Genomic DNA, 23,215 nt, shown 5'->3' with positions numbered 1-23,215 from the left:
CGACTGCGCCGCGGCCACCACGTCAGGTGCCGGCCGGTGTCTCCTGGTCGCGTGCGGCCAGCCAGCCCGCCGCGACCCGACGGGCGTGCTCGACCGGGTCACCGCGCCCGAGTTCCGGCGTAGTGGCCTGGCGGGCCGACCGGGCCAGTGCGCCGTCGTAGAGCAGCAGCAGCGTGGCCGCGACCTCGGCCGGGTCGCGCAGGCCGGCGGCGACGGCGAGGTGCCGCAAGCGGTCGGTGAGCAGGCGGCTGTCGGCCTGCAGCCAGCGCTGGCCGGGGTGGTCCGGCGGCAGCTCGCTCGCCGCGGCCAGGAACCCACACCCCCGGCGGGCGCCCTCCTGCGCACGGAAGGCGGCGACCGCGTCGAAGACCGAGAGCAGCCGGTCGACCGGGTCGGTCCGGCCGGCGAGCACCTCGTCCCAGCTCTGCTGCCACACCTCCAGGCGCTGGTGCAGGTACGCGGCGACGAGGTCGTCCTTGCCGGCGAAGTGGGCGTACATCGTGGCCGCGGACACCCGGGCGCGGCGCAGGACCGCGTCGACCCCGGTGGCCGCGATGCCGGACTCGTAGAACAGTTCGCCGGCCGCGGTCAGCAGCCGGTCGCGCGCGGGCCGGCTCGCGGCGGAGGAGGTCACGCCCTACCGTAACGATCGTTATGGTGAAACGATCGTTCTGAAACCTCGGCGGACGTCCACCTGCCCTCGTGCCCTGGGGCGCTGCGGTCATCGCCGTGACCTACGGGCTGGCCCGCTACGGCTTCGGCCTCCACCTGCCACGGTTCCGGGCGGAGTTCGGCCTGTCGTCGGCCGCCGCGGGCGGGATCGCCGCCGGGGGCTACCTCGCCTACTGCCTCGCGGCGCTGCTCGGCCGGCGCTGGGCCGCGCGCGGCCGGGCACGGTCCGCGCTGTGGCTGGCGGCGGGGACCGCGGCGGCCGGGTCGCTGCTGGTCGCCGCGGCCTGGTCGGCGCCCGCGCTCACCGCCGGGGTGCTGGTCGCCGGCACCGGTGCCGGTGCGGCGACCCCGGCGCTGGTGGCCGCGGTGGCCGCCACGGTGCCGCCGGCTGCCGGGCCGCGTGCCCAGGCGGTCGTCAACAGCGGCACCGGCGCGGGCGTCGTCGTCGGGGGGCTGCTGGTGCTGGCGGTGCCGGAGGCCTGGCGGGCGGCCTGGGCGGGGTTCGCAATGGCCGCGGTGCTGGCGACCTGGGGCGCCGACCGCAGCACCCGCTGGGCCGCAGCCGGCGACGGCGGCCGGCGCAGCAGGCTGCGGGTGCGGGAGCTGGCCCGTCCGCTGGTGGCCGCCACGGTCGCCGGGGCCGGCTGCGCCGGCGTCTGGACCTTCGGTCGCGACCTGCTCGCCGACCCCGGCGGGCTGGCCGACGGCACGACCGGTCTGCTCTGGTGCGTGCTCGGCGCGGCGGGGCTCCTCGGTGGGATCAGCGGTGACCTGGTGCAGCGGGTCGGCCTGCGTGCCGCCTGGGCGGGAGCGGCGGCGGGCACGGCCGTCGCCACGGTGTTGCTCGCCGTCCTGCCGGGGGTCCCGTGGGCCGCCGGGGTGGCTCTGGCGGTGTTCGGCTGCGGCTTCGTCGTCCTGAGCGGGGTGCTGATCGCCTGGGGCGCGCAGGTCGTGCCGGCAGCCGCCGCGCAGGCCGCGGCAGTGCTGTTCACCGGCCTGACCGTCGGCCAGGCGGCCGGGTCGCTCGTGCTCGGGCTGGTCGCCGGCGGGGCGGGCGCGCGCACGGCCTTCGTCGTCGCGGCCGGGCTGCTGCTCGCCGCGGCGACGGTGACCGAACGCGCCGCCGGGTCCGTCAGCCGGCCGGCAGCTGCGGCAGGTCGACCCCGGTGAGGGTGGCCGAAGCCGCCCACAGTCGGCCCGCGAGCTCGCCGTCCGAGGCGGCCGGGCTGCGGCTGTCGAGGGTCGGGGCGCCGCGCATCAGCTGCCCGGAGGGGCCGGTGAAGCTGCCGCCGGGCAGCTCGGCGGTGGCGGCCATCAGCACCGGCAGGGCACCCTGCGCGGCGCTGGTGGCGATGAACCGGTTGCCCACCGCCAGGGCGGTGTCCTTGAGCCGGTTGCCCGACCGGCCCTGCAGGTTCGTCGCCGCCCAGCCCGGGTGGGCGGCGGTGGCCCGCACCGGCGAGCCGGCGGCGGTGAGCCGGCGCTGCAGCTCCAGGGTGAACAGCAGGTTGGCCAGCTTGGACTGGGCGTAGGCCCCCTCGGCGGAGTAGCGGCGGCGCTGCCAGTTCAGGTCGTCGAGGTCGATCCGCCCGCGTCGGTGCAGGAACGAGGAGACGGTGACCACCCGGTCGGTGACGTGCGGGAGCAGCAGGTTGGTCAGCGCGAAGTGGCCCAGGTGGTTGGTGCCGAACTGCAGCTCGAAGCCGTCCGCCGTCCGGCCGGCCGGCACGTGCATGATCCCGGCGTTGGCGACCAGGACGTCGAGGCGCCCGGACCACCCGGCGGCGAAGGCGCGCACCGAGGTGAGGTCGGCCAGGTCCAGCCGGCGCACCTCCACGTCACCGGTCAGGCCGGCCGCGGCCCGCTCGCCGCGGGCGAGGTCGCGGACCGCGAGGACGACGCGGGCGCCGGCAGCGACCAGCGCCCGGGCGGTCTCCAGGCCCAAGCCGCTGTTGGCGCCGGTCACCACCGCGGTGCGGCCCGTCTGCGGCCGGATGTCGGCGGTGGTCCACGGGGTGCCCATGCCGAGGACTCTAGGTGCGCCGGGCGACGACCGCGGTGGTCACCACCTGCTCGACCAGCGGTCCGGGCTGCCCGGCGAGGGCCCTCGCCAGCGCCGTCCGCAAGCCGTCGGTCAGGGCGTCCCCAAACAGCGCCCTGCCCAGGTGGCCGACGACCCAGTCGGTGTCGACGACGTGGTCGGCGCGCCAGCTGCTCACCTGCACGGCCAGCCCTTGTCCCACCAGCAGCCCGACCCGTCCGGCGAGCGCGGAGGCGTCGCTGCCGTAGGTCCCGGTGACCGGGCCGAGGTGGGTCTCCAGCGCGCCGCGCACCGCCTGCTGCCAGGGTGCGGGGCCCAGCCACAGCGGCGGCCCCTGGGTGACGACGGCCAGCCCGCCACCGGGCCGCAGCAGTGCGGCCGCTGCGGCCAGCGTCGCCGCCTCGTCCATCCAGTGCAGCGCGTTGCCGACGACGACGGCCCCCAGCGGTGGCAGCACGCGGCCCAGCTGTGGCAGGTCGGTGTCGGCGCCGAGCACGGCCATGACGCCGGGCAGGCCGCGGTCCCGCAGGCCGGCGAGCATCCCCGGCTCCGGGTCGACGGCCAGGGCGCCGGCGCAGTGCGGGAGCAGCGGAGCGGTGAGCTGCCCGGTGCCGCACCACAGGTCGAGGAGCAGGTCGGTCGGGCTGAGCCCCAGCTGGGCGGCCAGCTCGGCGGCGTGGTCGGCGGGCAGGTCACGGCGGTACCGGGCGTACAGCCGGGCGATGTCCCCGGCGAAGTCGGCGCTCATGCCGGGCACCGTGCCCAATGCGCACCCGGCCGGCCAGCCGCGACGCCGTCCTTCCGCTGCCGGCGCAACGAGCGTGACGTCGACCGGGTGCTCGGTGACCGCCTCGTGTCCGGATCTCGACCGGGGCGCGGCGTGCGTGACCAGCGGGCTCCGGCCGACGCCCGGCCGGCAGTGCGGGCTGCCGCTGCCGGTTCAGGTGCTCGACGCCGCCGAGCGCTGTGGCCAGGGCCCCCACGCGTGCCTGCCCGGTTCCCCGTGGGCGCCTGCCTCGGCGGGGGTGAGGTACGCCGTGTTGATGGCCCCGGGCCGCCACGTGGTCAGCTCCCGAGGACCCGGTCCGGCGGTCAGCTGCTCCCCGAACCGGCCGCCGGTCACGTCGCCGGCGAAGGCCACGAGCTCCTCGATCAGCTCGTCGACCTGCTCGTCGCACGCGTCGCAACCGCATCGCGGGAACGAGGCGTCGGTCCAGCGGCCGGCGCGCAGGTGGACGCCGGGGAAGTCGGTCCGGACGACGACCAGATCGGCACCGTCACCCGTGGCCGGGTGCAACCGCTGGGCAGGCAGGCCATGGCCGGCGTCCAGGGGCTCGTCGCTGACCTCGACGTCGAATCGGCGCCGCAGGTCGGCCACCAGGTCGTCGGTCGCGGCCAGCAGTGGCCGAAAGCGTTCGGGGTCGCTGACCCGGCTGTGGGCCTCGGCCGGTGGCTCCTCGTCGCCCCACCGTCCGCCCACGACGCGAGGGTAGGGCCTCGCCGTCGTCGAGGACCTCAGGTCGCGCGGGCGGCGATCGCGGCGTACCGGCGGTCCGGCCGATCCGGCGACTGCCGCTGCCGCCGCTCCAGCTCGGTGAACCCGGCCTCCGCCAGCCGCTGCGCGAACACCTCGACCGGCCAGCGGAAGGCGGTCCTGACCCGGTGGTCGAACGGGACGACGCCGTCCTCGCTGTCGAAGAACCCGACGACGAGCGTGCCCCCGGGCGCCAGCAGCCGCCGGAACCCGGCGAGGACGTCGTCCAGCGAGGCCGGCGGCAGGTGGATCGTCGAGTACCAGGCCAGGACGCCGGCCACCGAGTGCGCGGGCAGGTCGAGCCCGGTCATCGACCCGAGCACGAACGCAGGACCGGGATGGGCGGCCCGGGCGTGTGCCACGAACGCCGGGACGACGTCGACGCCGGTCACGTCGGCGCCGCGGGCGTGCAGGTGCCCGGTCCACTGCCCCGGCCCGCAGCCGAGGTCGAGCACCGGCCCGGCCAGGCCCACCAGGTGCCGCTCGACCAGGGCCAGGTCGCCGGGGTCCTCCTGCGCGGGCCAGCCGCGGTCGAACAGGTCGACGTACTGCGCGGCGACCGACGCGTACGCAGCGCGCACCGGCTCGAGGTCCACCGCGGCAGGTCAGGACCCCGGCCCGACATCCGCCTGCAACGCGCCCCCGGCGAGGATGGTCCGGTGACCCTCCCGATCACCACCGAACCCCCCGCCGCGCTGACCGCCTGGTTCGAGCGGCTGAGCGCCGCGCTGGCCGAGGAGCTGCCGGCCGCCGTCGAGCTGCGGCACGCGCTGCACGCCGACCCGCGGATCTCCGGGGACGAGGGCGACACCGCCGCCGCCGTCGTCGCCGCGCTCGGCCTGGGTGAGGGCCGCGTCGTCGCCGAGACCGGCCGGCTGGTCCGGGTCCCGGTCGGGGAGGGCCGCAGCGTCGCGCTGCGCGCCGAGCTGGACGGGCTCGGCGTCCAGGAGCGCACCGGCGTCCCGTGGACCGCGACCGGCGAGGTGATGCACGCCTGCGGGCACGACACGCACCTCGCCGGGCTGGTCGCGCTGGCCCGCGCGGTCACCCGGGTCGGCGGCCCGGCGCCGCTGGTGCTGCTGCTGCAGCCGCGCGAGGAGCGCGCGCCGTCGGGTGCCGCGGACGTCGTCGCCGAGGGCGTGCTGGCCGAGGAGGACGTCGACTCGGTCGTCGCCGCGCACGTGCAGCCGCAGCTGCCCGCCGGCGTCGTCAACGCCACCCCGGGCCCGGTCAACGCCTCCAGCGACGAGTTCACGATCACCGTCACCGGTCACGGCGGGCACGGCGGCTACCCGCACACCACCGCGGACCCCGTACTGGCGCTCAGCGCGATCGTGCTCGCCCTGCAGCAGCTGGTCAGCCGCCGCGTCGACCCGACGGTCAGCGCGGTGCTGGCGGTCACCCAGCTGGACGCCGGCACGTCGTTCAACGTCGTCCCGGACACCGCCCGGGCCCGCGGCGGACTGCGGGCGATGCGCGAGGAGGACCGGCTCGCGCTGGTGCAGGCGCTCACCGAGGTCGCCGAGCGCACCGCGGCGGCGTACGGCTGCACCGCGCAGGTCGAGAGCGAGCACAACATGCCGGTGCTGACCAACGACCCGGAGCTGGCCCGCGGCGCCGCCGGCTGGCTGGCCCGCAGCGGGACGGCGGTGGACGACGCGTGGCGCTCCTTCGGCTCCGACGACTTCTCGCACTTCTGCGAGGGCGCCCGCGGGTTGATGCTGTTCCTCGGTGTCGACGGGGGGCAGCCCAACGGCGACGGACGGCGTCCCGGGCTGCACTCGCCGCGCTTCCTGCCCGGTGACGAGGTGGTCGGGCAGGTGGCCACGGCGCTGCTGGCGGGCTACCTCGCCGGCGCGGAGCTGCTCGGGCCGGTCGCGCCCCCGCCCGCCGGCTGACGCCCGGGTCCCGGCGCCGGCCCGGCCCGGCGCCTAGCCTGACCGCGTGCCGGCCCACACCCATAGCCACGGACCCGTCACCGGACCCGACGGCCAGGAGCTCCCGCCCGACCCGGCGGCGGTCGCCCGCCGGCGCCGGGCGGTGCGGCTGATGCTCTACGTGCTGGTGCCGATCGGGCTGGCCACGCTGGTCGGGCTGGTGACGCTGTGGCCGCAGGGCGGGCAGACCGCGGCCCAGCAGGCGGCCGCGTCGTTCCTGCCGCCGGGCACCACGTTCCCGCAGGGCACGGTGGCCTCGCTGGAGACCTTCGAGTGCGTCGAGGCCACGGGCAACGCCCCGGCGCAGGACTGCGCCCGGGCGGTGATGGTGGTCGCCGAGGGCGAGGACGCCGGTGACTACGTGCAGGTCGAGCTGCCCCCGGAGGTGGTCGCCGAGGGCGTGGCGGTCGGCGACGAGCTGGTGCTCAACCGCGACCCCGGCATCGAGACCGGCACACCCGGCTACACGTTCCAGGACTTCCCGCGCGGCACGCCGATCGTGCTGCTGGCCGTCGCGTTCACCGCCATCGTGGGCGCGGTCGCCCGGCTCCGCGGCCTGCTCGCGCTGCTCGGCCTGGGCTTCGCCTTCGCCGTCCTGCTGGCCTTCATGCTGCCCGGGCTGCTCGAGGGCGGCTCGCCGATCTGGGTGAGCCTGGTCGGCTCCTCGACGATCATGTTCGTCGTCCTCTACCTGGCGCACGGCTTCTCCGCCCGGACGACGACGGCGCTGCTGGGCACCCTCTTCGGGCTGGCCCTCTCGGCGGTGCTGGGTGCCGCGGCGGTGGCCGCGGCCCGGCTCACCGGCTTCTCCAGCGAGGAGGCGGTGACCCTGCTGCAGTTCGACCCGACGCTGGACTTCTCCGGCCTGGTGCTGGCCGCCCTGGTGGTCGCCGGGCTGGGCATCCTCAACGACGTCACGATCACGCAGGCCTCGGCGGTGTGGCAGCTGCACGAGGCCTCGCCGCGGGCCGGCTGGCTGGAGCTGTTCCGCCGCGGCATGGCGATCGGCCGCGACCACATCGCCTCGACGGTCTACACGATCGTCTTCGCCTACGCCGGGGCCTCGCTCCCGCTGCTGCTGCTGTTCGAGCTCTACCAGCGGCCGTTCTGGACGACGCTCACCGGCTCCGAGGTCGGCGAGCAGGTGATCGGCACGCTGGTGGCCGGGATCGCGCTGGTGCTCGCCGTCCCGGTGACCACCCTCATCGGCGCCCTGGTGGCCTCGGCGGCCTCCACCGCCGCACCGGCCGGGGCGCCGGAGCCCGCCCCGGCCGCACGCGCCGCCGCCGTGCCGGGCGAGGGCCCGCGCCGCGCCGGTGGCCACCCCGCCGGACGGCGTCCGGCCGACCCGTTCCGGGACCGGGACGAGCCGGGCCGGGGGACGACGCCGCGGCCCCGGGACCCGCGGTGACCGCCGACCTGCTGGCCGCCGCGGCCGCCGCCCCCGGGTTCATGCCACCCCATGAGGGGCGGGCGCTGTACGAGGCGGCGCGTGCGGTCGCCGTGCCCGGGCCGCTGCTGGAGATCGGCAGCTGGCTCGGGAAGTCCGCGCTGTACCTCGCGGCCGCGGCGCGGGAGACCGGGCGGCAGGTGGTCACGGTCGACCACCACCGCGGCTCCGAGGAGCACCAGCCCGGCTGGGAGTTCCACCAGCCCGAGCTGGTCGACCCGCACGTGGGCCGCATCGACACCCTGCCCGGCTTCCGCCGCACCATCGCCGACGCGGGTGCCGAGGACGTCGTCGTCGCCGTCGTCACCCGGTCGGAGGTGCTGGCGCCGCTGTGGTCGACCCCGCTGGCGCTGCTGTTCCTCGACGGCAGCCACACCGAGGAGTCCGCCCGCCGCGACCAGGACGCCTGGGTCGCCAAGGTCGCCGTCGGCGGCACGCTCGCCGTCCACGACGTCTTCCCGGACCCGGCCGACGGCGGCCAGGCGCCGTTCGGCGTCTACACGCGGGTGCTGGCGTCGGGTGAGTTCACCGAGCTGCCCGGCACCGGGTCACTGCGGTTGCTCCGCCGCACCGCCCCTCCTGCCTGACGGAGTCCCGGCGCATCGTCGTCCGAGCACTGGGACTCCATGGGAGGACGATGGAGGAGTGACCACCGCCGACGACCTGAGCCGCACCCGGGCCGAGACGCTCGCGCAGATCGAGGCGCTGGGCCGGGAGTTCGACGAGGTGGTGGCCGCGTCGCGGTCGTCCAACGCCGACGACGAGCACGACCCCGAGGGCGCCACCATCGCCTTCGAGCGCCAGCAGGTCGCCGCGCTCATCGCCCAGGCGCAGCAGCGGCTGGCCGACGTCGACGCCGCGCTCGCCCGCGCCGCGACCGGCGACTACGGGGTCTGCGAGAGCTGCGGCCAGCCGATCGCGCCCGAGCGGCTGGCCGCCCGCCCGCAGGCCCGCACCTGCATCACCTGCGCCTCGCAGCCCGCCCGCCGTCGTTGATCACGGCCGTCGTGCCGGCCGACACGCGGTGGACGGCGTGTCCCGCGGCAGGGACCCCCATGGTCGACAGCGGCGGGCGTCAGCTCACGTAGCGGCGGGCGGTCGACTTCCGCTGGGCGTCCTCCAGGGCGGCGAACCGCGCCTCGGCGTGCGGGGGCAGCACCTGCCGCTCGCGCAGCACCCACGGCAGCCCACGGACCGCGCGCGCCAGCCCGACCGCGGTCACCTTGTCGCGGGGGACGGTCCGCAGCAGGTGCCCGGTGCGGCGCAGCGCCGGGCGCAGCGGGCGGCGCAGCCACGTCGTCCAGAGGGTGTTGCGGATGCCGTCGGCGCGCCGCTTGTGCGGGTCGCGGGCGGTGCTGGCCTGGTGGTGGATGGTGAGGTGCTCCAGGTAGCAGAGCTCCCAGCCGCGGGCGGCGAGGTCGCCGGCCATCAGCTCCTCCTCACCACCCAGCCACAGCCGCTCGCTGAAGCCGCCGACCTCCCAGAACGCCTCGCGGCGCAGCACGCTCGCCCCGGCCAGGAAGCTGCCCAGCGCGGGCCCGGGCAGCCAGTCGGCGCCGACGACGGGGGAGTCGCGCAGCTCGACGACGATCGGGTCCTCCACGCCGCCGGGCTCGACCAGGATGCGGGCGGTGATCACCGCCAGGCGCGGGTGGGCGTCCAGGGCGTCGGCCGCGGCGCGCAGCGAGCCCGGGTCCCACCAGGTGTCGTCGTCGCAGAAGGCCACGTAGGGCGTCGACAGCCGGGCGACGCCGAGGTTGCGGCCGACCGCACCCAGGTTCTCCGGGCTCGCGATCAGCTCCACCCACGGGTGGTCGCGGAGCACGGCCGCGGCGGTGCCGTCGGCGGAGCCGTTGTCGACGACGACCACGTGCGGCTGCTCGGGCAGCTCGCGCAGCCGGGTGAGCGCCAGCAGCAGCTCGTCGCGGCGGTTGTGCGTGATCACCACGACGGCGACACGCGGATCGGGGTTCGGTGTGGTCATCCCTGCAGCTCCCGGACTCCGGTCATGACGGTGGTGGGCAGCACCCGGCGCGCCCGCAGCGCGGCCGGCACGCGCGGGACCGCGCTCGCGACCCCGCGGACGCCGACGCGCCCGGCCCGCAGCGCGCGCAGCAGCTGCCCGGCGAGCGCCGGCAGCGGGTAGCGCATCAGCGCGGTGAGCACCCGGCTGCGCCAGATGCCGGTCTGCCGGACGGCGTTCGCGTCACGGCGCGGGGAGGGGTGGTGGTGGACGGTGACCTCGTCGACGTAGGCCAGCCCCCAGCCGGACGCCGCCAGGTCCAGGGCGACCCGCTCCTCCTCACCGGGGAAGCGCACCACGGTGTCGAAGCCGCCGACGGCGGCGAACGCCTCGACCCGCACCAGCGCCGCGCACGCGACGAAGCCCAGCAGCGAGGGGCCGGGCAGGTCGGGCTCGCGGCGCAGCGGGCTCTCGGCCATCTCGGTGCAGACCGGGTCCAGCGCGTTCTCCGGGCCCACCAGGATGCGGGCGGCGAGCAGCCCGAGCCGCGGGTGCGCCTGCATGATCGCGACCGCCCGCGCCAGGTCGCCGGGTGCCCACCACGAGTCGTCGTCGGTGAAGGCGACGAACGGCGTGCGGGCGTACTCGACGCCGATGGTGCGGGCCACCGCGCCGACGTTCTCCGGCAGCGGGACGACGGTCACCTCGGGGTGCGCCCGGCGGACGGCGGCGACGGTGTCATCGGTGGAGGCGTTGTCGACCAGGACGACGGGGGCCTCGTGCCGGGGCAGGCTGTCGAGCAGGTCGTCGCGGCGGTTGCGGCTGGCGATCACGCACGTCACCTGGGCGGGCTCCGGCGGGGTGATCACCCCGCGATCTTCCCAGGCCGGTCCCGCGCGCCCCGGGCCGGGCGGTCGAGTGCGGCCGGGGCGGCGAACAGGCCCGCGGCCGGTCCGGTGCCGGCGATCGCGTCGGCGGCCAGCACCACCGCGGCCGCCGTCCAGGTGGTGCGCTCGACCGGCCAGCGGACCCCGTCGCTGAGCACCAGGCCGGTCCAGTAGGAGCCGTCGTCGGCGCGCAGGTGCTGCATCGCGGCGAGCTGCTCCGCGGCGTCGTCCCGGCGTCCGGCGGCGGCCAGCGCGAGCGCCAGCTCGCAGGTCTCGGCGCCGGTGACCCACGGCCGGTCGGCCACGCAGCGCACGCCCCGCCCCGGGACGACGAACGTCGCCCAGCCCTCGGCCAGCCGGTCCTGCGCAGCAGCGCCGGTCACCGCGCCGGCGAGCACCGGGTAGTACCAGTCCATCGACCACCGCGACCGGTCGGCGAAGGCCGCGGGCCGCTCGCGCAGCGCGCTGCCGAGCGCGGTGGCGGCGAGGTCCCAGTCCGGCTGCGGCTCGCCGACCAGCCCGGCCAGCGCGATGCCGCAGCGCAGCGCCTGGAACAGGCTCGCGTTGCCGGTCAGCAGCGCGAGGTCGTCGGGGGTGCCGTCGGGGCGCAGCGCCCAGCTGACCGCGCCGGTGGCCAGCTGCATCGCCGTCACCAGGTCCAGCGCGCGGCGGACGGCGGGCCAGAGCCGGTCGACGGCGCCGGCGTCGCCGGTGCACAGCCACGAGTGCCAGACGCCGACGGCGAGGTAGCCGGCGTGGTTGCTCTCCACGCCCGGTGCGGTGACCGCGCCGTCCCGGTACTCGGCGGCCCACGAGCCGTCGGGGCGCTGGTGGCGGGCCAGCCAGCCGTAGGCGGCCAGGGCCCGGTCGTGCTCGCCGCCGACGTCCAGGGCCATCGCCGCCTCGACGGAGTCCCAGGCGTCCAGCTGCCCGCCGCGGTACCAGGGGAGCGCGCCGTCGGCGGCCTGCTCGGCGGCGATCGCGGCCACCGTCGTCCGCAGCTGGTCGGCGCTGAGCACGCCGGGCACCTCCGGGAGGGTCACGCCGGCTTGTCGGCGTAGACGACGAACGACTTGCCGAGCACCGGGTCCAGCAGCTGCTCGGCGGTGCGGGTGAGCCACGGCCGCTTCATCAGGTCCCAGACGAGCACGCGGTGGTAGGTCTTGGTCAGGGCGGTGTCGCCGACGGCGCACTTCAGCCACCAGTAGGGCGCGTGCAGGGCGTGCGCGTGGTGGGTGTCGGTGGGCCGCAGCCTGGCCTCCGACAGCCGCTCGGAGAGCTGGTCGCCGCGGTAGATGCGGACGTGCCCGCCCTCGTTGGCGTGGTAACCGTCCGACAGCGCCCAGCAGATCCGCTCGGGGCCGTAACGCGGGACGGTGACCGCCACCCGCCCGCCCGGCCGCAGCACCCGGACGATCTCGGCGATCGCCGTCCGGTCGTCGGTGATGTGCTCGAGCACCTCGGAGGCGATCACCCGGTCGACGCTGGCGTCGGGCACCGGCAGCGCGCGCAGGTCACCGCGGGCCACCGCCGCCGACGCGCCCGCGGGTGCCTCGCCGGCCGCGGCGATCGCACCGAGCCACTCGGCCGTCGTCGCGACCTCGTGCTGACCCCAGTCGACGGCGAGCACGTCGGCGCCGCGGCGGTAGGCCTCGAAGGCGTGCCGGCCCTCGCCGCAGCCCAGGTCCAGGACGCGCATGCCCGGCCGGACGCCGAGCAGGTCGTAGTCGACGGTGAGCATCAGGCCCGGCGGTCCAGGACGTCGGCGTACCACTCGGCCGTGCGCTCCGCGGTGCGCCGCCAGGTGTAGTTGGCCAGCACCCGGGCCCGCCCGGCCCGGCCCAGCTGCTCGCGGAAGGTGGGGTGGTCGAGCACCAGATGCAGCGCCTCGGCCAGCCGGCCGACGTCCCCGGCCGGCACCTGGACGCCGGCGTGCGAGCCGACGACCTCGGGCAGGGCACCGCCGTCGGTGGTGACCAGCGGCGTGCCGCATGCCATCGCCTCCACCGCCGGCAGCGAGAAGCCCTCGTACAGCGACGGGACGGCGGCGACGGTGGCCGCCTGCAGCAGCTGCACCAGCTCCGCGGTCGGGACCGGGCCGGTGAAGCGCACCGCCTCGGCGAGCCCGAGCCGGTCGATGGCGGTCGCCGCGGGCCCGCCGGGGCGGGCGGTGCCGACCACGGTCAGCCGTACGTCGCGCTCGGTGCGCAGCTTGGCGATCGCCTCCAGCAGGTGCACCAGGCCCTTGAGCGGGACGTCGGCGCTGGTGGTGACCACGACGTGGTCGCCGTCCCGGCCGGCCGGGGTCGGCGGGGGCGTGAACACCTCCGGGTCGATGCCCACCGGGATCACCCGGACGCCGGCGGCGGGGACGCCCAGGTGTGTCTCGACGTCCCGCCGGGAGCTCTCGGAGACCGTGGTGATGCCGTCGAGCCGCGGCGCGACCCGCGCCTGCATGGCGGTGAAGCCGTACCAGCGGCGCAGCTGCAGCCGCCGGCGCCGGGTGGTCGCGGCGGCGAGCTCCAGGTCGCGGTCGATCTGCACCGGGTGGTGCACCGTGGCGACCGTGGGCAGCCCGGCGCGGCGGAGCTGGAGCAGGCCGTAGCCCAGCGACTGGTTGTCGTGCACCAGGTCGAACTCGCCCGCGCGGGAGCGCAGCAGCCGGGCGGCGCGCAGGCTGAAGGTCAGCGGCTCGGGGAACCCGGCGGTGCACATCGCGGCCCACTCGGCCACGTCGAGGACGCCGGAGAACTCACCGGGCCGGGGCGTGCGGAACGGGTCGGGCTCCCGGTACAGGTCCAGGCTCGGCACCCGGGTCAGCGGCATGCCCTCGACCAGCTCGGGGTAGGGCTGGCCGCTGAACACCTCGACCCGGTGGCCGAGCTCGCGCAGCTCGTGCGACAGCGCCCGCACGTACACGCCCTGCCCGCCGCCGTGCGGCTTGGACCGGTAGGACAGCAGCGCGACCCGCAGCGACCGTCCCATGCCCGGACTCTAACCAGCGCGTCCGCGTCAGCCGGCACCGTGCACCTGGCCCCGGGCGGATCGCCGTCCGGCTCCGTACCGCAGGAGGTCCATCGACCAGGAGCACGACAGGAGAGGCCGACGTCGGCCGTCATCCACACCGGACGGCGGCGTCCACAGACCGGTCCGGACCGTCTCCCGCGACGCGGTGGCGCCCCAGGGTCGGGTGCATGAGCGACCCGGGACCCCTGCCCACCGTCCGCCTCGACGACGCGGGGGCCGTGGCCGCCGCGCTGCCGCACCTGCTCGGCTTCCCGCCGGAGGAGTCCCTGGTCGTGGTCAGCCTCCGCGGCGGTGAGGTCGGGCTCACCGCCCGGGTCGACCTCCCGCCCGCCGAGCACTCCCGGACCGTGGCGCGCGAGCTGGCCCGCGCGGTCGGCACCGCGCAGCCCACCGGCGTCCTGCTGGTGGTCGTCTCCGAGGCCGACGACGACCGGGCGCAGGGGCTGCCGCACCGGCGGCTGCTGCACGAGGCGGTGCTCGCCTTCACCGCCACCGGCGTGCGGGTCGGCGACGCGCTGCTGGTGCGCGGTGGCCGCTGGTGGTCCTACGACTGCCCGCACGCCTGCTGCGCGCCCGACGCCGGGACGCCGCTGCCGGGCGGCACCAGCGAGCTGGCCGCGGTCTCCGTGCTCGCCGGCCGGGTCCTGGAGAGCGACCGGGCCGCGCTGGCCGGCCGGATCGCCCCGCAGCCGTCCCCCGGCATGGCCCGGGCCTGCGAGCAGGTCGGCGACGACCTGGCCGCCCGGACGGCGGAGCGCGGCTGGGACGCCGTGGCCGAGGAGGGCTGGGACGCGGTGCTCGCCGCGGTCGACGGCGCGTCGCCGGAGCGCGCTGTGCGGCTGACGGACCGGCAGGTGGCCCGGCTGGCCTGGGGGCTGCGGGACACCGACCTGCGGGACCGGGCGCTGACCCTGGCGCTGGGGTCCACAGCGCCCGCGGCGCAGGCGCTGTGGACCGAGCTCACCCGCCGCGCGCCGGTGCCGCTGGACGCCGCCCCGGCGACCCTCCTGGCGGTGAGCGCCTGGCTGCGGGGGGACGGCGCGCTGGCCAACCTCGCACTGGACCGGGCGCTGCGCAGCGAGCCCAGCTACACCCTGGCCGGGTTGCTGCGCGGTGCGCTCGACGCCTGCCTGCCCCCGGAGGCGGTGCGCGAGGTCATCCGTGGCGTCGCCGACCCACTCGACGCCGACCCACTCGACGCCGACCCACTCGACGCCGACCCACTCGACGCCGACCCACTCGACGCCGACCCACTCGACGCCGACCCACTCGATGCCGGACCGCTCGATGCCGGGCGCTGAGGTCCCGGCCGGACCGGGGTGCGGTCCGGCCGGGGCGGGCTCAGAGCAGGTCGGGTCGCTGCCACTCCTCGCCGAGCACGTGCTCGGCGAGGAACGCCAGCACCGCCTCGTACCAGACCGCGGCGTTGCCCGGCGTGAGGACCCAGTGGTTCTCGTCGGGGAAGTACAGGAACTTCGAGGGCACCCCGCGCTTCTGCAGGTCGTACCAGAGCCGCAGGCCCTCACCGATCGGCACGCGGTAGTCCTTGTCGCCGTGGATGACCAGCATCGGCGTCCGGATCGCGTCGGCGTAGCGGTGCGGGGAGTTCTGGTCGTAGCGGCGCGGCTCGGTGAGCGGGTCGCCGAACTCGCGCTCCCAGTAGTACGCCGAGTCGGTGGTGCCGCCGAAGCTGTCCAGGTGCCACAGGCTGGCGTGGGTGACGATCGCGGCGAACCGGTCGGTCTGGGTGGCGATCCAGTTGGCCATGTAGCCGCCGAACGAGCCTCCCATCGCCGCGGTGCGGGTCTGGTCGATCTCCGGCAGCGCCTCCGCCGCGTCCACCGCGGCCATCAGGTCGGTGTAGGGGTGCCCGCCCCACTCGCCCCAGCCACGCCGGACGAAGTCCTGCCCGAAGCCCTGCGACAGCGCCGGGTTGGGCAGCAGCACCGCGTAGCCCCGGGCGGCCAGTACCCACGGCGTCCAGCGCCACGACCAGGAGTTCCAGCTCATCAACGGGCCACCGTGCACCCACAGCACCAGCGGCGCCGGGGTGCTCTCGCTCGCGCCCTCGGGCAGCACCAGCCACGACTGCACCCGGGTGCCGTCGGCGGCGGTGGCGTCCAGCTCGCGCAGGGTGCCGGGGAACGACGTGATCGTCCCGGGGTTGGGCAGCGCGACCGGGTCCTGACCCGTCGCGTGCGGGTCCAGCCGCACCGGCGCGGCCGGGTGGTCGTAGCCCGAGCGCAGGGCGTAGAGCGCGCTGCCGTCGCGGGCGACCTGCAGGTCGCTGTAAGCACCGGCGTCGGTCAGCCGCACCGGCGCCCCGCCGGCGAGCTCGACCCGGTGGAGGGCGTGCCGGCCGTCGTCGTCGGCGAGGAAGAACACCGCGGTGCCCTCGGCGGAGAACTGGGGCGAGCCGGGCCAGCGGTCGAACCCCACGGTGAGGTCGCGGGTCTCGGCCGTCTCGACGTCGACCAGCAGCAGCGTGTAGTCCGGCGGCTCGGCGTAGGTCGAGGCCGACTCGTGCACGCAGACCACCTGCGTCGAGTCCGGCGAGAAGGCGGGGGAGAAGACGTCGGCCTGCGGGTCGTCGACCAGCACCCGCGTCGTGCCGGTCGCCACCTGGGTCAGCACCAGCCGGGAGCGCCGTCCGGCGGGCCCGTCGGGCACGTCCTCGCTGCGCACCACGAACCGGCCGTCGGGGGAGACCGCCAGGTCGTCCCCGGCGCCGGTCGGCGCGCCGGCGTCGGGGGTCAGGTCGCGCCACTCCGGGGCCGGGTCGGCCTCACCCGGCACGTGACCGACCCAGAAGAGGTGCGGGAACGCCGGGCCCAGGTCGTGGTCCCAGAAGCGCACCGGGTAGCTCTCGTGCAGCAGGGCGGTGACCCCGGCGTCCGTGCGCGCCTTGCGGCGCTGCTCGTCGGCCTCCGCGTCGGCGGCACCGGGCACGACGGAGGAGACCACCACGACGTCGCCGCTGTCGGCGGCCACCGCCACCCCCGAGACGCCGCTGGACCGGCTGAGCACCAGCCGTGCCTCACCGCCCTCGGGCGACAGCGCCCAGAGCGCGGGCTTGGGCTCGCCGGCGTCCTTGCCGGCCGCCGGGTCGGGGCGGGCGGAGGTGAACAGCAGCTCGCCGGAGGGGGTGAACACCGGGTTCGACTCCCCGGCCGCGCCGCGGGTGAGCCGGCGCGCGGGCCGCTGCCCGGCCGGGTCGACCTCCCACAGCGCCGACTGCCACTTCTTGCCCTCGGCGTCGAGGGTGGCCACCGAGGTGACCAGCCGGCTGCCGTCAGGGGAGAGGGCGAGCCCGCCGAGCCGCGGGAGGGCGACGAAGTCGGCCAGCCGGTGGAACGGGCTGGGCGGGGTGGTGTCGTCGGTCTGCTCGGGACGAGCGGGGGAGTCGCTCACCGGGGCCTTCTCTCTCTGCACGTCCGGGACGGGTCGCGCGCCAGCCTAGTGACCGGTCGTGAGCCCGGCTCACCATCTCGGCGCCAGGCGACCTGCACCGAGACGACGAGAGCCGCGGCGCCCGCACGGGGGCCGCGGCTCTCGTCGTGGCCCGGCTGCAGGGCGCCACGAGCTGGCGAGTGGGGGGTCCTCCCTCAGACGGACGCGACCGCCTCCGCGGCCTCGGCCGGCGTCAGTTCCTCGTCGACCGCGCTGACGAAGACGTGCTGCGCCACGCCGGGCTGCAGGGCGACGCCGTCGACCAGGACGGTGCCGTTGGCCAGCGACGCGGTGACGGTCGAGCCGGGGCGCACCCCCTGGTCGGCCATCGAGCGCAGCAGGGCGGCGTCCTCCTGCAGCTGCTCGCTGATCCGGCGCACCACGACCGTGCGGCCCTCGGGCGTCGCGGTGCTCGAGAGCAGGGTCAGCGCGTCGAGCACGGCCGAGGTGTCGCCACCCAGCGCGTCGAGCCCGGGGATCGGGTTGCCGAAGGGCGACACGGTCGGGTTGTTGAGGAGGCTGAGCAGCTTGCGCTCCACCGCCTCGCTCATCACGTGCTCCCAGCGGCAGGCCTCCTCGTGCACGTCGGCGTAGTCGAGGCCGATCACGTCGACGAGCAGGCACTCGGCCAGCCGGTGCTTGCGCATGACCGCGGTGGCCAGCGCACGGCCCTCGTCGGACAGCTGCAGGTGGCGGTCGCCCTGCACGGTCAGCAGGCCGTCGCGCTCCATCCGGGCCACCGTCTGGCTCACGGTCGGGCCGCTCTGGTGCAGCCGCTCGGCGATCCGCGCCCGCAGCGGGACGATGCCCTCTTCCTCGAGCTCGAAGATGGTCCGGAGGTACATCTCCGTGGTGTCGATGAGGTCGTTCACACTCACTCCTCCGTCAGGTGCCCCGAGTCTACGAGTCCGGGCCCGCCGAACGGGGTCCTCGCCACGGCGGAGCACCCCGGGGTGGTCCGCCCACCGGTAGCGTCGGTGCGGTGACGCAGCCCGCCTGCTCGACGAGGAGCACCGCGCCGGTCCCGCCCGGCGCCACGACGGGACCGGGGGAGCGATGAGCGACTCGGTCACCGTCGTCTGGGACGACGCCCTGCTCGGCTACACCTGGGGCGGCGAGCACCCGATGCACCCGGTGCGGCTGGACCTCACGATGCGGCTGGCCGACACCCTGGGCGTGCTCGCCGGGCCGCGGCTGTCGGTGGTCGCCCCGACCGCGGCCGGCCCCGACCTGCTCACCCTGGTCCACGACCCGGCCTACCTGGAGGCCGTGCGGCGCGCGCCCGAGCGCCCGCACGACGCCGGCCACGGGCTCGGGCCGCCGGACAACCCGGTCTTCCCCGGCATGTACGACGCCGCCGCGCTCATCACCGGCGGCAGCGTGCTGGCCGCCGAGCTGGTGTCCTCGGGCCGGGCGCAGCACGCGGTCAACATCGCCGGCGGGATGCACCACGCCATGCGCGGGGCGGCGTCCGGCTTCTGCGTGTTCAACGACGCCGCGGTCGCCATCGCCTGGCTGCTCGGCCAGGGCTGGGAGCGCATCGCCTACGTCGACCTCGACGTGCACCACGGCGACGGCGTCCAGACCGCCTTCTACGACGACCCGCGGGTGCTCACCGTGAGCGTCCACCAGACGCCGCTGACGCTCTTCCCGGGCACCGGCTTCCCCGAGGAGACCGGCGACCCGGACGAGGCGCTGGGCAGCGCGGTCAACCTGGCGCTGCCCAACGGCACCGACGACTCCGGCTGGCTGCGGGCCTTCTCCGCCGTCGTGCCCAGCGTGGTGCGCGCGTTCCGGCCGCAGATCCTGGTGACCCAGTGCGGCTGCGACGCCCACCACGAGGACCCGCTCGCCGACCTGGCGCTCACCGTCGACGGCCAGCGCGCCTCCTACCGCGCCGTGCACGACCTGGCCCACGAGCTGTGCGACGGCCGGTGGATCGCCCTCGGCGGTGGCGGCTACGGCCTGGTGCGCTGCGTGCCCCGGGCCTGGACGCACCTGCTCGCCGAGGCGGCCGGCGACCGGCTCGCCCCGGGCACGGAGGTCCCGCAGAGCTGGCAGGACGACGTCGTCAGCCGGGGCCTGCGCATCACCCCGCCCGACACCATGACCGAGGGCGGGTACACCGGCTTCGCCCGCTGGGACCCGTTCACCGAGAACCGCGTCGACCAGGCGGTCATGCGCACCCGCAAGGCCTCCTTCCCGTACTTCGGACTGGACCCGGACGACCCCCGTGATTGACGAAGGACCCCTCAGCCCCCCACGACTCGCAGGCTCGCCGCGGGACCCTGCTGAGGGGCCAGGAGGCCCTGTGGACGACGAAGCGACTGCCACCCCTGCTGCGCCGCCGCGGTGGGAGGCCGACGTGGTGGCGGCCGACGGGGGGACGGTGCACCTGCGGCCGATCACGCCCGAGGACGCCGACGGGATCGTCGGGCTGATGGAGCGCAGCTCCGACCAGACCCGGTACTACCGCTTCTTCGGGCCGGTCCGGCAGCTGTCGGCCAAGGACCTGCACCGCTTCACCCACGTCGACCACGTCGACCGGGTCGCCTTCGTGGTGCTGCTGGGCGACCACCTGATCGGCGTGGGTCGTTACGACCGACTGCCGGGCACCGACGAGGCCGAGGTCGCCTTCCTCATCGAGGACGCCCACCAGCGCCGGGGCCTGGGCTCGGTGCTGCTGGAGCACCTGGCCGCCGCCGCCCGTGAGCGCGGCATCACCCGGTTCGTCGCCGAGGTGCTCAGCCAGAACGGCGCGATGGTGCGGGTCTTCCGGGACGCCGGGTACGCCGCGTCGCGGTCCTACGAGGACGGCGTCGTGCACCTCACCTTCCCGATCGCGCCCACCGAGCAGTCGCTGGCCGTGACCTACGAGCGGGAGCAGCGCAGCGAGTCCCGGTCCATCGGCCGGCTGCTGGCCCCCGGCTCGGTGGCCGTCGTCGGAGCCAGCAACGACCCGGCCAAGATCGGCTACGCGGTGCTCCACAACCTGCTGGAGTACGGCTTCGACGGCCCGATCTACCCGGTCAACCCGGCGGTGCGCCACGTGCGCGGCGTCCCGGCGTACGCCGACATCGAGTCGATCCCCGACGACGTCGACCTGGCCGTGCTCGCGGTGCCGGCCGACGAGGTCGCCGCGGTGGTGGAGGCATGCCGGCGCAAGAACGTCCACGGCCTGGTGGTGATCTCCGGCGGGTTCGGCGAGACCGGCGCGGAGGGGCTGGCCGCCGAGCGGGCGCTGGTCGCCTCGGCCCGCGCCTCGGGCATGCGCGTGGTCGGACCCAACTGCCTGGGCCTGGTCAACACCGACCCGGCCGTGCACCTCAACGCCAGCCTCGCCCCCGACGTCCCCGGCCGCGGGCGCGTGGGCTTCTTCGCCCAGTCCGGCGCGCTGGGGGTGGCCCTGCTCGAGCGGGCCCGCGGGCGGGGGATCGGGCTGTCCAGCTTCGTCTCCGCCGGCAACCGCGCCGACGTCAGCGGCAACGACCTGCTCCAGTACTGGGCCACCGACCCGGGCACCGAGGTGGTGCTGCTGCACCTGGAGAGCTTCGGCAACCCACGCAAGTTCGCCCGGCTGGCCCGGGCGGTGGGGCGCACCAAGCCGGTGGTCGCGGTCAAGAGCGGCCGGCACGTCGGCATGACCGCGGGCCTGGCCGGCACCAGCGTCGCCCTCCCCGAGCAGTCGGTCGCCGCGCTGTTCGCCTCCGCGGGGGTGATCCGGGTCGAGACCCTCGCCCAGCTCTTCGACGTCGGCACGCTGCTGGCGCACCAGCCGTTGCCCGCCGGCGACCGGGTCGCGGTGGTCGGCAACTCCACCGCGATGGGCGTGCTGGTCGCCGACTCCGTCCTCGAGCAGGGGCTGGCGCTGGCGCACGAGCGCCCGGTCGACATCGGCACGCAGGCCGGCCCCGAGGACTTCCGCGCCGCCCTGCAGGCCGCCCTGGACGACGACGGCGTCGACGCGGTGGTCGCGGTGTTCCTGCCCCCGCTGCTGAGCGGTGAGCAGCCCTTCGGCCGGGTGCTGCGGGAGGTGTCGGCGGGCTCGGCCAAGCCGCTGGTCGCCAACTTCCTCTCCACCGAGGGCATCCCCGACGAGCTGGCGATCCGCAGTGAGGACGGCATGCCCGCGCGCGGCTCGGTGCCGTCGTTCTCCACCCCGGAGCGGGCGGTCATCGCGCTGGCCAAGGTGGCCGAGTACGCCCGCTGGCGGCGCCGTCCGGTCGGGGTGGTGCCCGAGCTGCCCGACGTCCAAGAGGCGGCCGGGCGGGCGGTGGTCGAGTCCGCGCTGGCCGGTGCGCCGGCCGGCCGGGAGCTCACCGACACCGAGACGATGCAGCTGCTGGGTGCCTACGGCGTGCCGATGCTGGGCACCCGGCGGGTCACCGACGTCGAGGCGGCGGTGACCGCGGCCCAGGAGATCGGCTACCCGGTGGTGCTCAAGTCGACCGCGCCGTGGCTGCGCGACCGGCGCGACCTCGGCGGCATGCGCTTCGACCTCACCGACGCCGACGACGTGCGGGCCGCCTACGCCGCCATCCCCTCCGGCGACCCGGTGATCGTGCAGGAGCAGGCCGCACCGGGGGTGGGCACCGTCGTGCAGGTCGTCGACGACCCGTCCTTCGGTGCGCTGGTGAGCTTCGGCGTCGGCGGGGTGGCCACCGACCTGCTCGGCGACCGGGCGTTCCGTACGCTGCCGCTCACCGACCTCGACGCCGCCGAGCTGGTGCGCAGCCCCCGGGCCTTCCCGCTGCTGGACGGCTACCGGGGGAGCGCGCCGGTCGACACCGCCGCGCTGGAGGACCTGCTGCTGCGGGTCGCCCGGCTGGCCGACGACATGCCCGAGGTGCTGGCGCTGGACCTGGAGCCGGTGATCGTCGGCCCGGCCGACGCCTGGCACGGCGGCCGCTCGCTGGTCGTGGCCGGCGCGCAGGTGCGCGTGGGCCCGCCCACCGCCCGCGTCGACCCCGGCCCGCGCCGGATGTTCCGCCCCGGTACGTGACGAGAGCCCGCTGACCGGGACGGTCAGCGGGCTCTCGTCGTCGTCCTCCGGCCGGGGACGAGCCCGGGCTCCCGGACGGTGCGGTCCGGTGGACCGCGATGAGCGACCTCAGGCCAGGTAGTCCCGGAGGGCGTCGGCGCGCTGCGGGTCGCGCAGCTTGGTCATCGTCTCGCGCTCGATCTGACGGACACGCTCGCGGGACAGACCGAACTGCTTGCCGATCTGCTCCAGCGTGCGCGGCTGGTTGCCGTCGAGGCCGAAGCGCATGATCACGACGTCGCGCTCGCGCTCCTCCAGCGTCTGCAGGACGTTGCGCACGTCGCCCTTCATCATCTGGAAGGCGACCGCGTCCTCGGCGACCGCGGCGTCGGCGTCCTCGATGAAGTCGCCGAGCCGGGACTCCTCGTCGGCGCCCACGGTCTGGTCGAGGGAGACCAGGTCGCGGGAGTACTCGAGCAGCTCGGTGATCCGCTCGGGGGTCATGTCCAACTCCAGGCCGAGCTCCTCGGCGGTGGGCTCGCGCTCCAGCTCCTGGTGGATCCGGCGGCGGGTGCGCACGACCTTGTTGACCTGCTCGGCCAGGTGGACGGGCAGCCGGATCGTGCGGCCGGAGTCGGCCATGGCGCGGGTGATGGCCTGGCGGATCCACCACGTCGCGTAGGTCGAGAACTTGAAGCCCTTGGTGTAGTCGAACTTCTCGACCGCGCGGATCAGGCCGACGTTGCCCTCCTGGATGAGGTCCAGGAACGTCATGCCGTGGCCGGTGTAGCGCTTGGCGACCGAGACCACCAGCCGGAGGTTGGCCTCCAGCAGGTGCGCCTTGGCGGCCTTGCCGTCGGCGGCCAGCAGCCCGTAGTCGCGCTTGACGGCCGGGGTGAGCTGCTTCTCGCCCAGCAGCCGCTCGGCGTACAGCCCGGCCTCGATCCGCTTGGCCAGCTCGACCTCCTGCTCGGCGGTCAGCAGCGCGGTCTTGCCGATGGTGTTGAGGTACACGCGCACCAGGTCCGTCGACACCAGGCCGGTGGTGTCGGGCGCACGGCGCGGCGAGCGGACCTCGAGGGTGTCGGTGGGGGAGGACTGCAGCACGGTCACGATGGTCTTCGTCCTTGCTTCGGGGTCCGGATGCACCGGTCGTCGATGTGCGGTGCACCCCGGTGGAGGTCGGAGGCTCGGCCCGGGTTCACCGGGTGGCTCTCCAGCCGTTCTGTCCGTGTGGTACGTCGTGTGCAACGGACCTGGACGGGTCGGTGTT

At 76.0% G+C, this 23,215-nt stretch carries 21 protein-coding genes; 8 read left to right on the top strand and 13 right to left on the bottom strand.

Annotated features, from left to right (window positions below; genetic code table 11):
- Positions 1-22: 22 nt before the first annotated feature.
- The gene (locus ACGBYP_RS18135) at positions 23-634 is read right to left on the bottom strand and encodes a TetR/AcrR family transcriptional regulator (RefSeq protein ID WP_411586328.1); all 612 of its coding nucleotides are present in this window, start codon (positions 632-634) and stop codon (positions 23-25) included.
- Positions 635-702: 68 nt separating this feature from the next.
- Between ACGBYP_RS18135 and ACGBYP_RS18130 the strand changes: the two genes are divergently transcribed.
- The gene (locus ACGBYP_RS18130) at positions 703-1,842 is read left to right on the top strand and encodes an MFS transporter (RefSeq protein ID WP_411586325.1); all 1,140 of its coding nucleotides are present in this window, start codon (positions 703-705) and stop codon (positions 1,840-1,842) included.
- On the opposite strand, the gene ACGBYP_RS18125 is transcribed toward ACGBYP_RS18130, so the two are convergent.
- The 4 genes from ACGBYP_RS18125 to ACGBYP_RS18110 all read right to left on the bottom strand — a co-directional run bounded on the left by ACGBYP_RS18125 (position 1,805) and on the right by ACGBYP_RS18110 (position 4,843).
- On the bottom strand, positions 1,805-2,695 hold the full coding sequence (locus tag ACGBYP_RS18125; protein WP_411586324.1) for an oxidoreductase: 891 nt from the start codon (positions 2,693-2,695) through the stop codon (positions 1,805-1,807). The genes ACGBYP_RS18130 and ACGBYP_RS18125 overlap by 38 nt on opposite strands.
- 10 nt (positions 2,696-2,705) lie before the next feature.
- Positions 2,706-3,461, bottom strand: a complete 756-nt coding sequence (locus ACGBYP_RS18120; protein WP_411586323.1) for a class I SAM-dependent methyltransferase — start codon at positions 3,459-3,461, stop codon at positions 2,706-2,708.
- Between the two features lie 192 nt (positions 3,462-3,653).
- Positions 3,654-4,193, bottom strand: coding sequence for a DUF6226 family protein (locus tag ACGBYP_RS18115; protein ID WP_411586320.1), 540 nt, complete (start codon positions 4,191-4,193; stop codon positions 3,654-3,656).
- A 35-nt stretch (positions 4,194-4,228) separates the two neighbouring features.
- Positions 4,229-4,843 carry a class I SAM-dependent DNA methyltransferase gene (locus ACGBYP_RS18110; protein ID WP_411586319.1) on the bottom strand — a complete coding sequence of 205 codons (615 nt, stop codon included), beginning with the start codon at positions 4,841-4,843 and terminating at the stop codon, positions 4,229-4,231.
- Between the two features lie 63 nt (positions 4,844-4,906).
- Here ACGBYP_RS18110 and ACGBYP_RS18105 point away from each other — a divergent pair, with 63 nt between their 5' ends.
- From ACGBYP_RS18105 to ACGBYP_RS18090, 4 genes are read left to right on the top strand one after another with little or no spacing between them, the layout of a single operon-like run.
- Entirely contained in the window at positions 4,907-6,145 is a 1,239-nt protein-coding gene (locus ACGBYP_RS18105) for a M20 metallopeptidase family protein (RefSeq protein ID WP_411586317.1), read from the top strand.
- A gap of 46 nt (positions 6,146-6,191) precedes the next feature.
- Positions 6,192-7,595, top strand: a complete 1,404-nt coding sequence (locus ACGBYP_RS18100) for a YibE/F family protein (RefSeq protein ID WP_411586316.1) — start codon at positions 6,192-6,194, stop codon at positions 7,593-7,595.
- Complete coding sequence (locus ACGBYP_RS18095; protein WP_411586315.1) at positions 7,592-8,221, top strand: class I SAM-dependent methyltransferase; 630 nt, start codon at positions 7,592-7,594, stop codon at positions 8,219-8,221. The genes ACGBYP_RS18100 and ACGBYP_RS18095 overlap by 4 nt, the downstream gene beginning before the upstream one ends.
- 58 nt (positions 8,222-8,279) lie before the next feature.
- Entirely contained in the window at positions 8,280-8,630 is a 351-nt protein-coding gene (locus tag ACGBYP_RS18090; RefSeq protein WP_411586314.1) for a TraR/DksA family transcriptional regulator, read from the top strand.
- A 79-nt stretch (positions 8,631-8,709) separates the two neighbouring features.
- Here ACGBYP_RS18090 and ACGBYP_RS18085 read toward each other — a convergent pair whose 3' ends face one another.
- The 5 genes from ACGBYP_RS18085 to ACGBYP_RS18065 are packed head-to-tail and all read right to left on the bottom strand — an operon-like array spanning position 8,710 to position 13,469.
- Complete coding sequence (locus tag ACGBYP_RS18085; protein ID WP_411586312.1) at positions 8,710-9,618, bottom strand: glycosyltransferase family 2 protein; 909 nt, start codon at positions 9,616-9,618, stop codon at positions 8,710-8,712.
- A complete protein-coding gene (locus ACGBYP_RS18080) occupies positions 9,615-10,466 on the bottom strand; it encodes a glycosyltransferase family 2 protein (protein ID WP_411586310.1) in 852 nt (283 codons plus the stop codon). The genes ACGBYP_RS18085 and ACGBYP_RS18080 overlap by 4 nt, the downstream gene beginning before the upstream one ends.
- Entirely contained in the window at positions 10,463-11,527 is a 1,065-nt protein-coding gene (locus ACGBYP_RS18075) for a prenyltransferase (RefSeq protein ID WP_411586309.1), read from the bottom strand. The genes ACGBYP_RS18080 and ACGBYP_RS18075 overlap by 4 nt, the downstream gene beginning before the upstream one ends.
- Positions 11,524-12,225 (bottom strand): class I SAM-dependent methyltransferase, encoded by a 702-nt coding sequence (locus ACGBYP_RS18070; protein WP_411586307.1) that lies wholly within the window; start codon positions 12,223-12,225, stop codon positions 11,524-11,526. Before ACGBYP_RS18070 ends, ACGBYP_RS18075 begins: the two co-directional genes overlap by 4 nt.
- On the bottom strand, positions 12,225-13,469 hold the full coding sequence (locus ACGBYP_RS18065; protein WP_411586305.1) for a glycosyltransferase family 4 protein: 1,245 nt from the start codon (positions 13,467-13,469) through the stop codon (positions 12,225-12,227). The genes ACGBYP_RS18070 and ACGBYP_RS18065 overlap by 1 nt, the downstream gene beginning before the upstream one ends.
- 209 nt (positions 13,470-13,678) lie before the next feature.
- On the opposite strand from ACGBYP_RS18065, the gene ACGBYP_RS18060 reads away from it, so the two are divergent.
- Positions 13,679-14,812: a DUF4192 family protein gene (locus ACGBYP_RS18060; RefSeq protein WP_411586303.1), complete on the top strand. Its 1,134-nt coding sequence runs from the start codon at positions 13,679-13,681 to the stop codon at positions 14,810-14,812.
- A gap of 40 nt (positions 14,813-14,852) precedes the next feature.
- Here ACGBYP_RS18060 and ACGBYP_RS18055 read toward each other — a convergent pair whose 3' ends face one another.
- Together ACGBYP_RS18055 and ACGBYP_RS18050 are read right to left on the bottom strand one after the other, a co-directional pair.
- The gene (locus ACGBYP_RS18055; RefSeq protein ID WP_411586301.1) at positions 14,853-16,922 is read right to left on the bottom strand and encodes a S9 family peptidase; all 2,070 of its coding nucleotides are present in this window, start codon (positions 16,920-16,922) and stop codon (positions 14,853-14,855) included.
- Between the two features lie 194 nt (positions 16,923-17,116).
- Positions 17,117-17,833 carry a metal-dependent transcriptional regulator gene (locus ACGBYP_RS18050; RefSeq protein WP_411586299.1) on the bottom strand — a complete coding sequence of 239 codons (717 nt, stop codon included), beginning with the start codon at positions 17,831-17,833 and terminating at the stop codon, positions 17,117-17,119.
- A 184-nt stretch (positions 17,834-18,017) separates the two neighbouring features.
- Here ACGBYP_RS18050 and ACGBYP_RS18045 point away from each other — a divergent pair, with 184 nt between their 5' ends.
- Both ACGBYP_RS18045 and ACGBYP_RS18040 read left to right on the top strand, forming a co-directional pair.
- The gene (locus ACGBYP_RS18045) at positions 18,018-19,202 is read left to right on the top strand and encodes an acetoin utilization protein AcuC (RefSeq protein ID WP_411586297.1); all 1,185 of its coding nucleotides are present in this window, start codon (positions 18,018-18,020) and stop codon (positions 19,200-19,202) included.
- A 70-nt stretch (positions 19,203-19,272) separates the two neighbouring features.
- Positions 19,273-21,963: a GNAT family N-acetyltransferase gene (locus tag ACGBYP_RS18040; RefSeq protein WP_411586295.1), complete on the top strand. Its 2,691-nt coding sequence runs from the start codon at positions 19,273-19,275 to the stop codon at positions 21,961-21,963.
- 108 nt (positions 21,964-22,071) lie between these two features.
- Here ACGBYP_RS18040 and sigB read toward each other — a convergent pair whose 3' ends face one another.
- Positions 22,072-23,055: an RNA polymerase sigma factor SigB gene (gene sigB, locus ACGBYP_RS18035; protein WP_411586293.1), complete on the bottom strand. Its 984-nt coding sequence runs from the start codon at positions 23,053-23,055 to the stop codon at positions 22,072-22,074.
- Positions 23,056-23,215 lie beyond the last annotated feature (160 nt).

It is taken from the genome of Modestobacter sp. SSW1-42 (assembly GCF_046635825.1).
GTDB lineage: Bacteria > Actinomycetota > Actinomycetes > Mycobacteriales > Geodermatophilaceae > Modestobacter.
Note: the sequence above shows the minus strand (reverse complement) of the source record. Positions and strands in the feature narration are given on the sequence as shown.

Bases quoted from the DNA above. Each gene is read 5' to 3' on its own strand.
- ACGBYP_RS18085 (WP_411586312.1), bottom strand. From the start codon at position 9,618: ATGACCACACCGAACCCCGATCCGCGTGTCGCCGTCGTGGTGATCACG.
- ACGBYP_RS18045 (WP_411586297.1), top strand. From the start codon at position 18,018: ATGAGCGACTCGGTCACCGTCGTCTGGGACGACGCCCTGCTCGGCTAC.
- ACGBYP_RS18120 (WP_411586323.1), bottom strand. From the start codon at position 3,461: ATGAGCGCCGACTTCGCCGGGGACATCGCCCGGCTGTACGCCCGGTAC.
- ACGBYP_RS18125 (WP_411586324.1), bottom strand. From the start codon at position 2,695: ATGGGCACCCCGTGGACCACCGCCGACATCCGGCCGCAGACGGGCCGC.
- ACGBYP_RS18065 (WP_411586305.1), bottom strand. From the start codon at position 13,469: ATGGGACGGTCGCTGCGGGTCGCGCTGCTGTCCTACCGGTCCAAGCCG.
- ACGBYP_RS18060 (WP_411586303.1), top strand. From the start codon at position 13,679: ATGAGCGACCCGGGACCCCTGCCCACCGTCCGCCTCGACGACGCGGGG.
- ACGBYP_RS18070 (WP_411586307.1), bottom strand. From the start codon at position 12,225: ATGCTCACCGTCGACTACGACCTGCTCGGCGTCCGGCCGGGCATGCGC.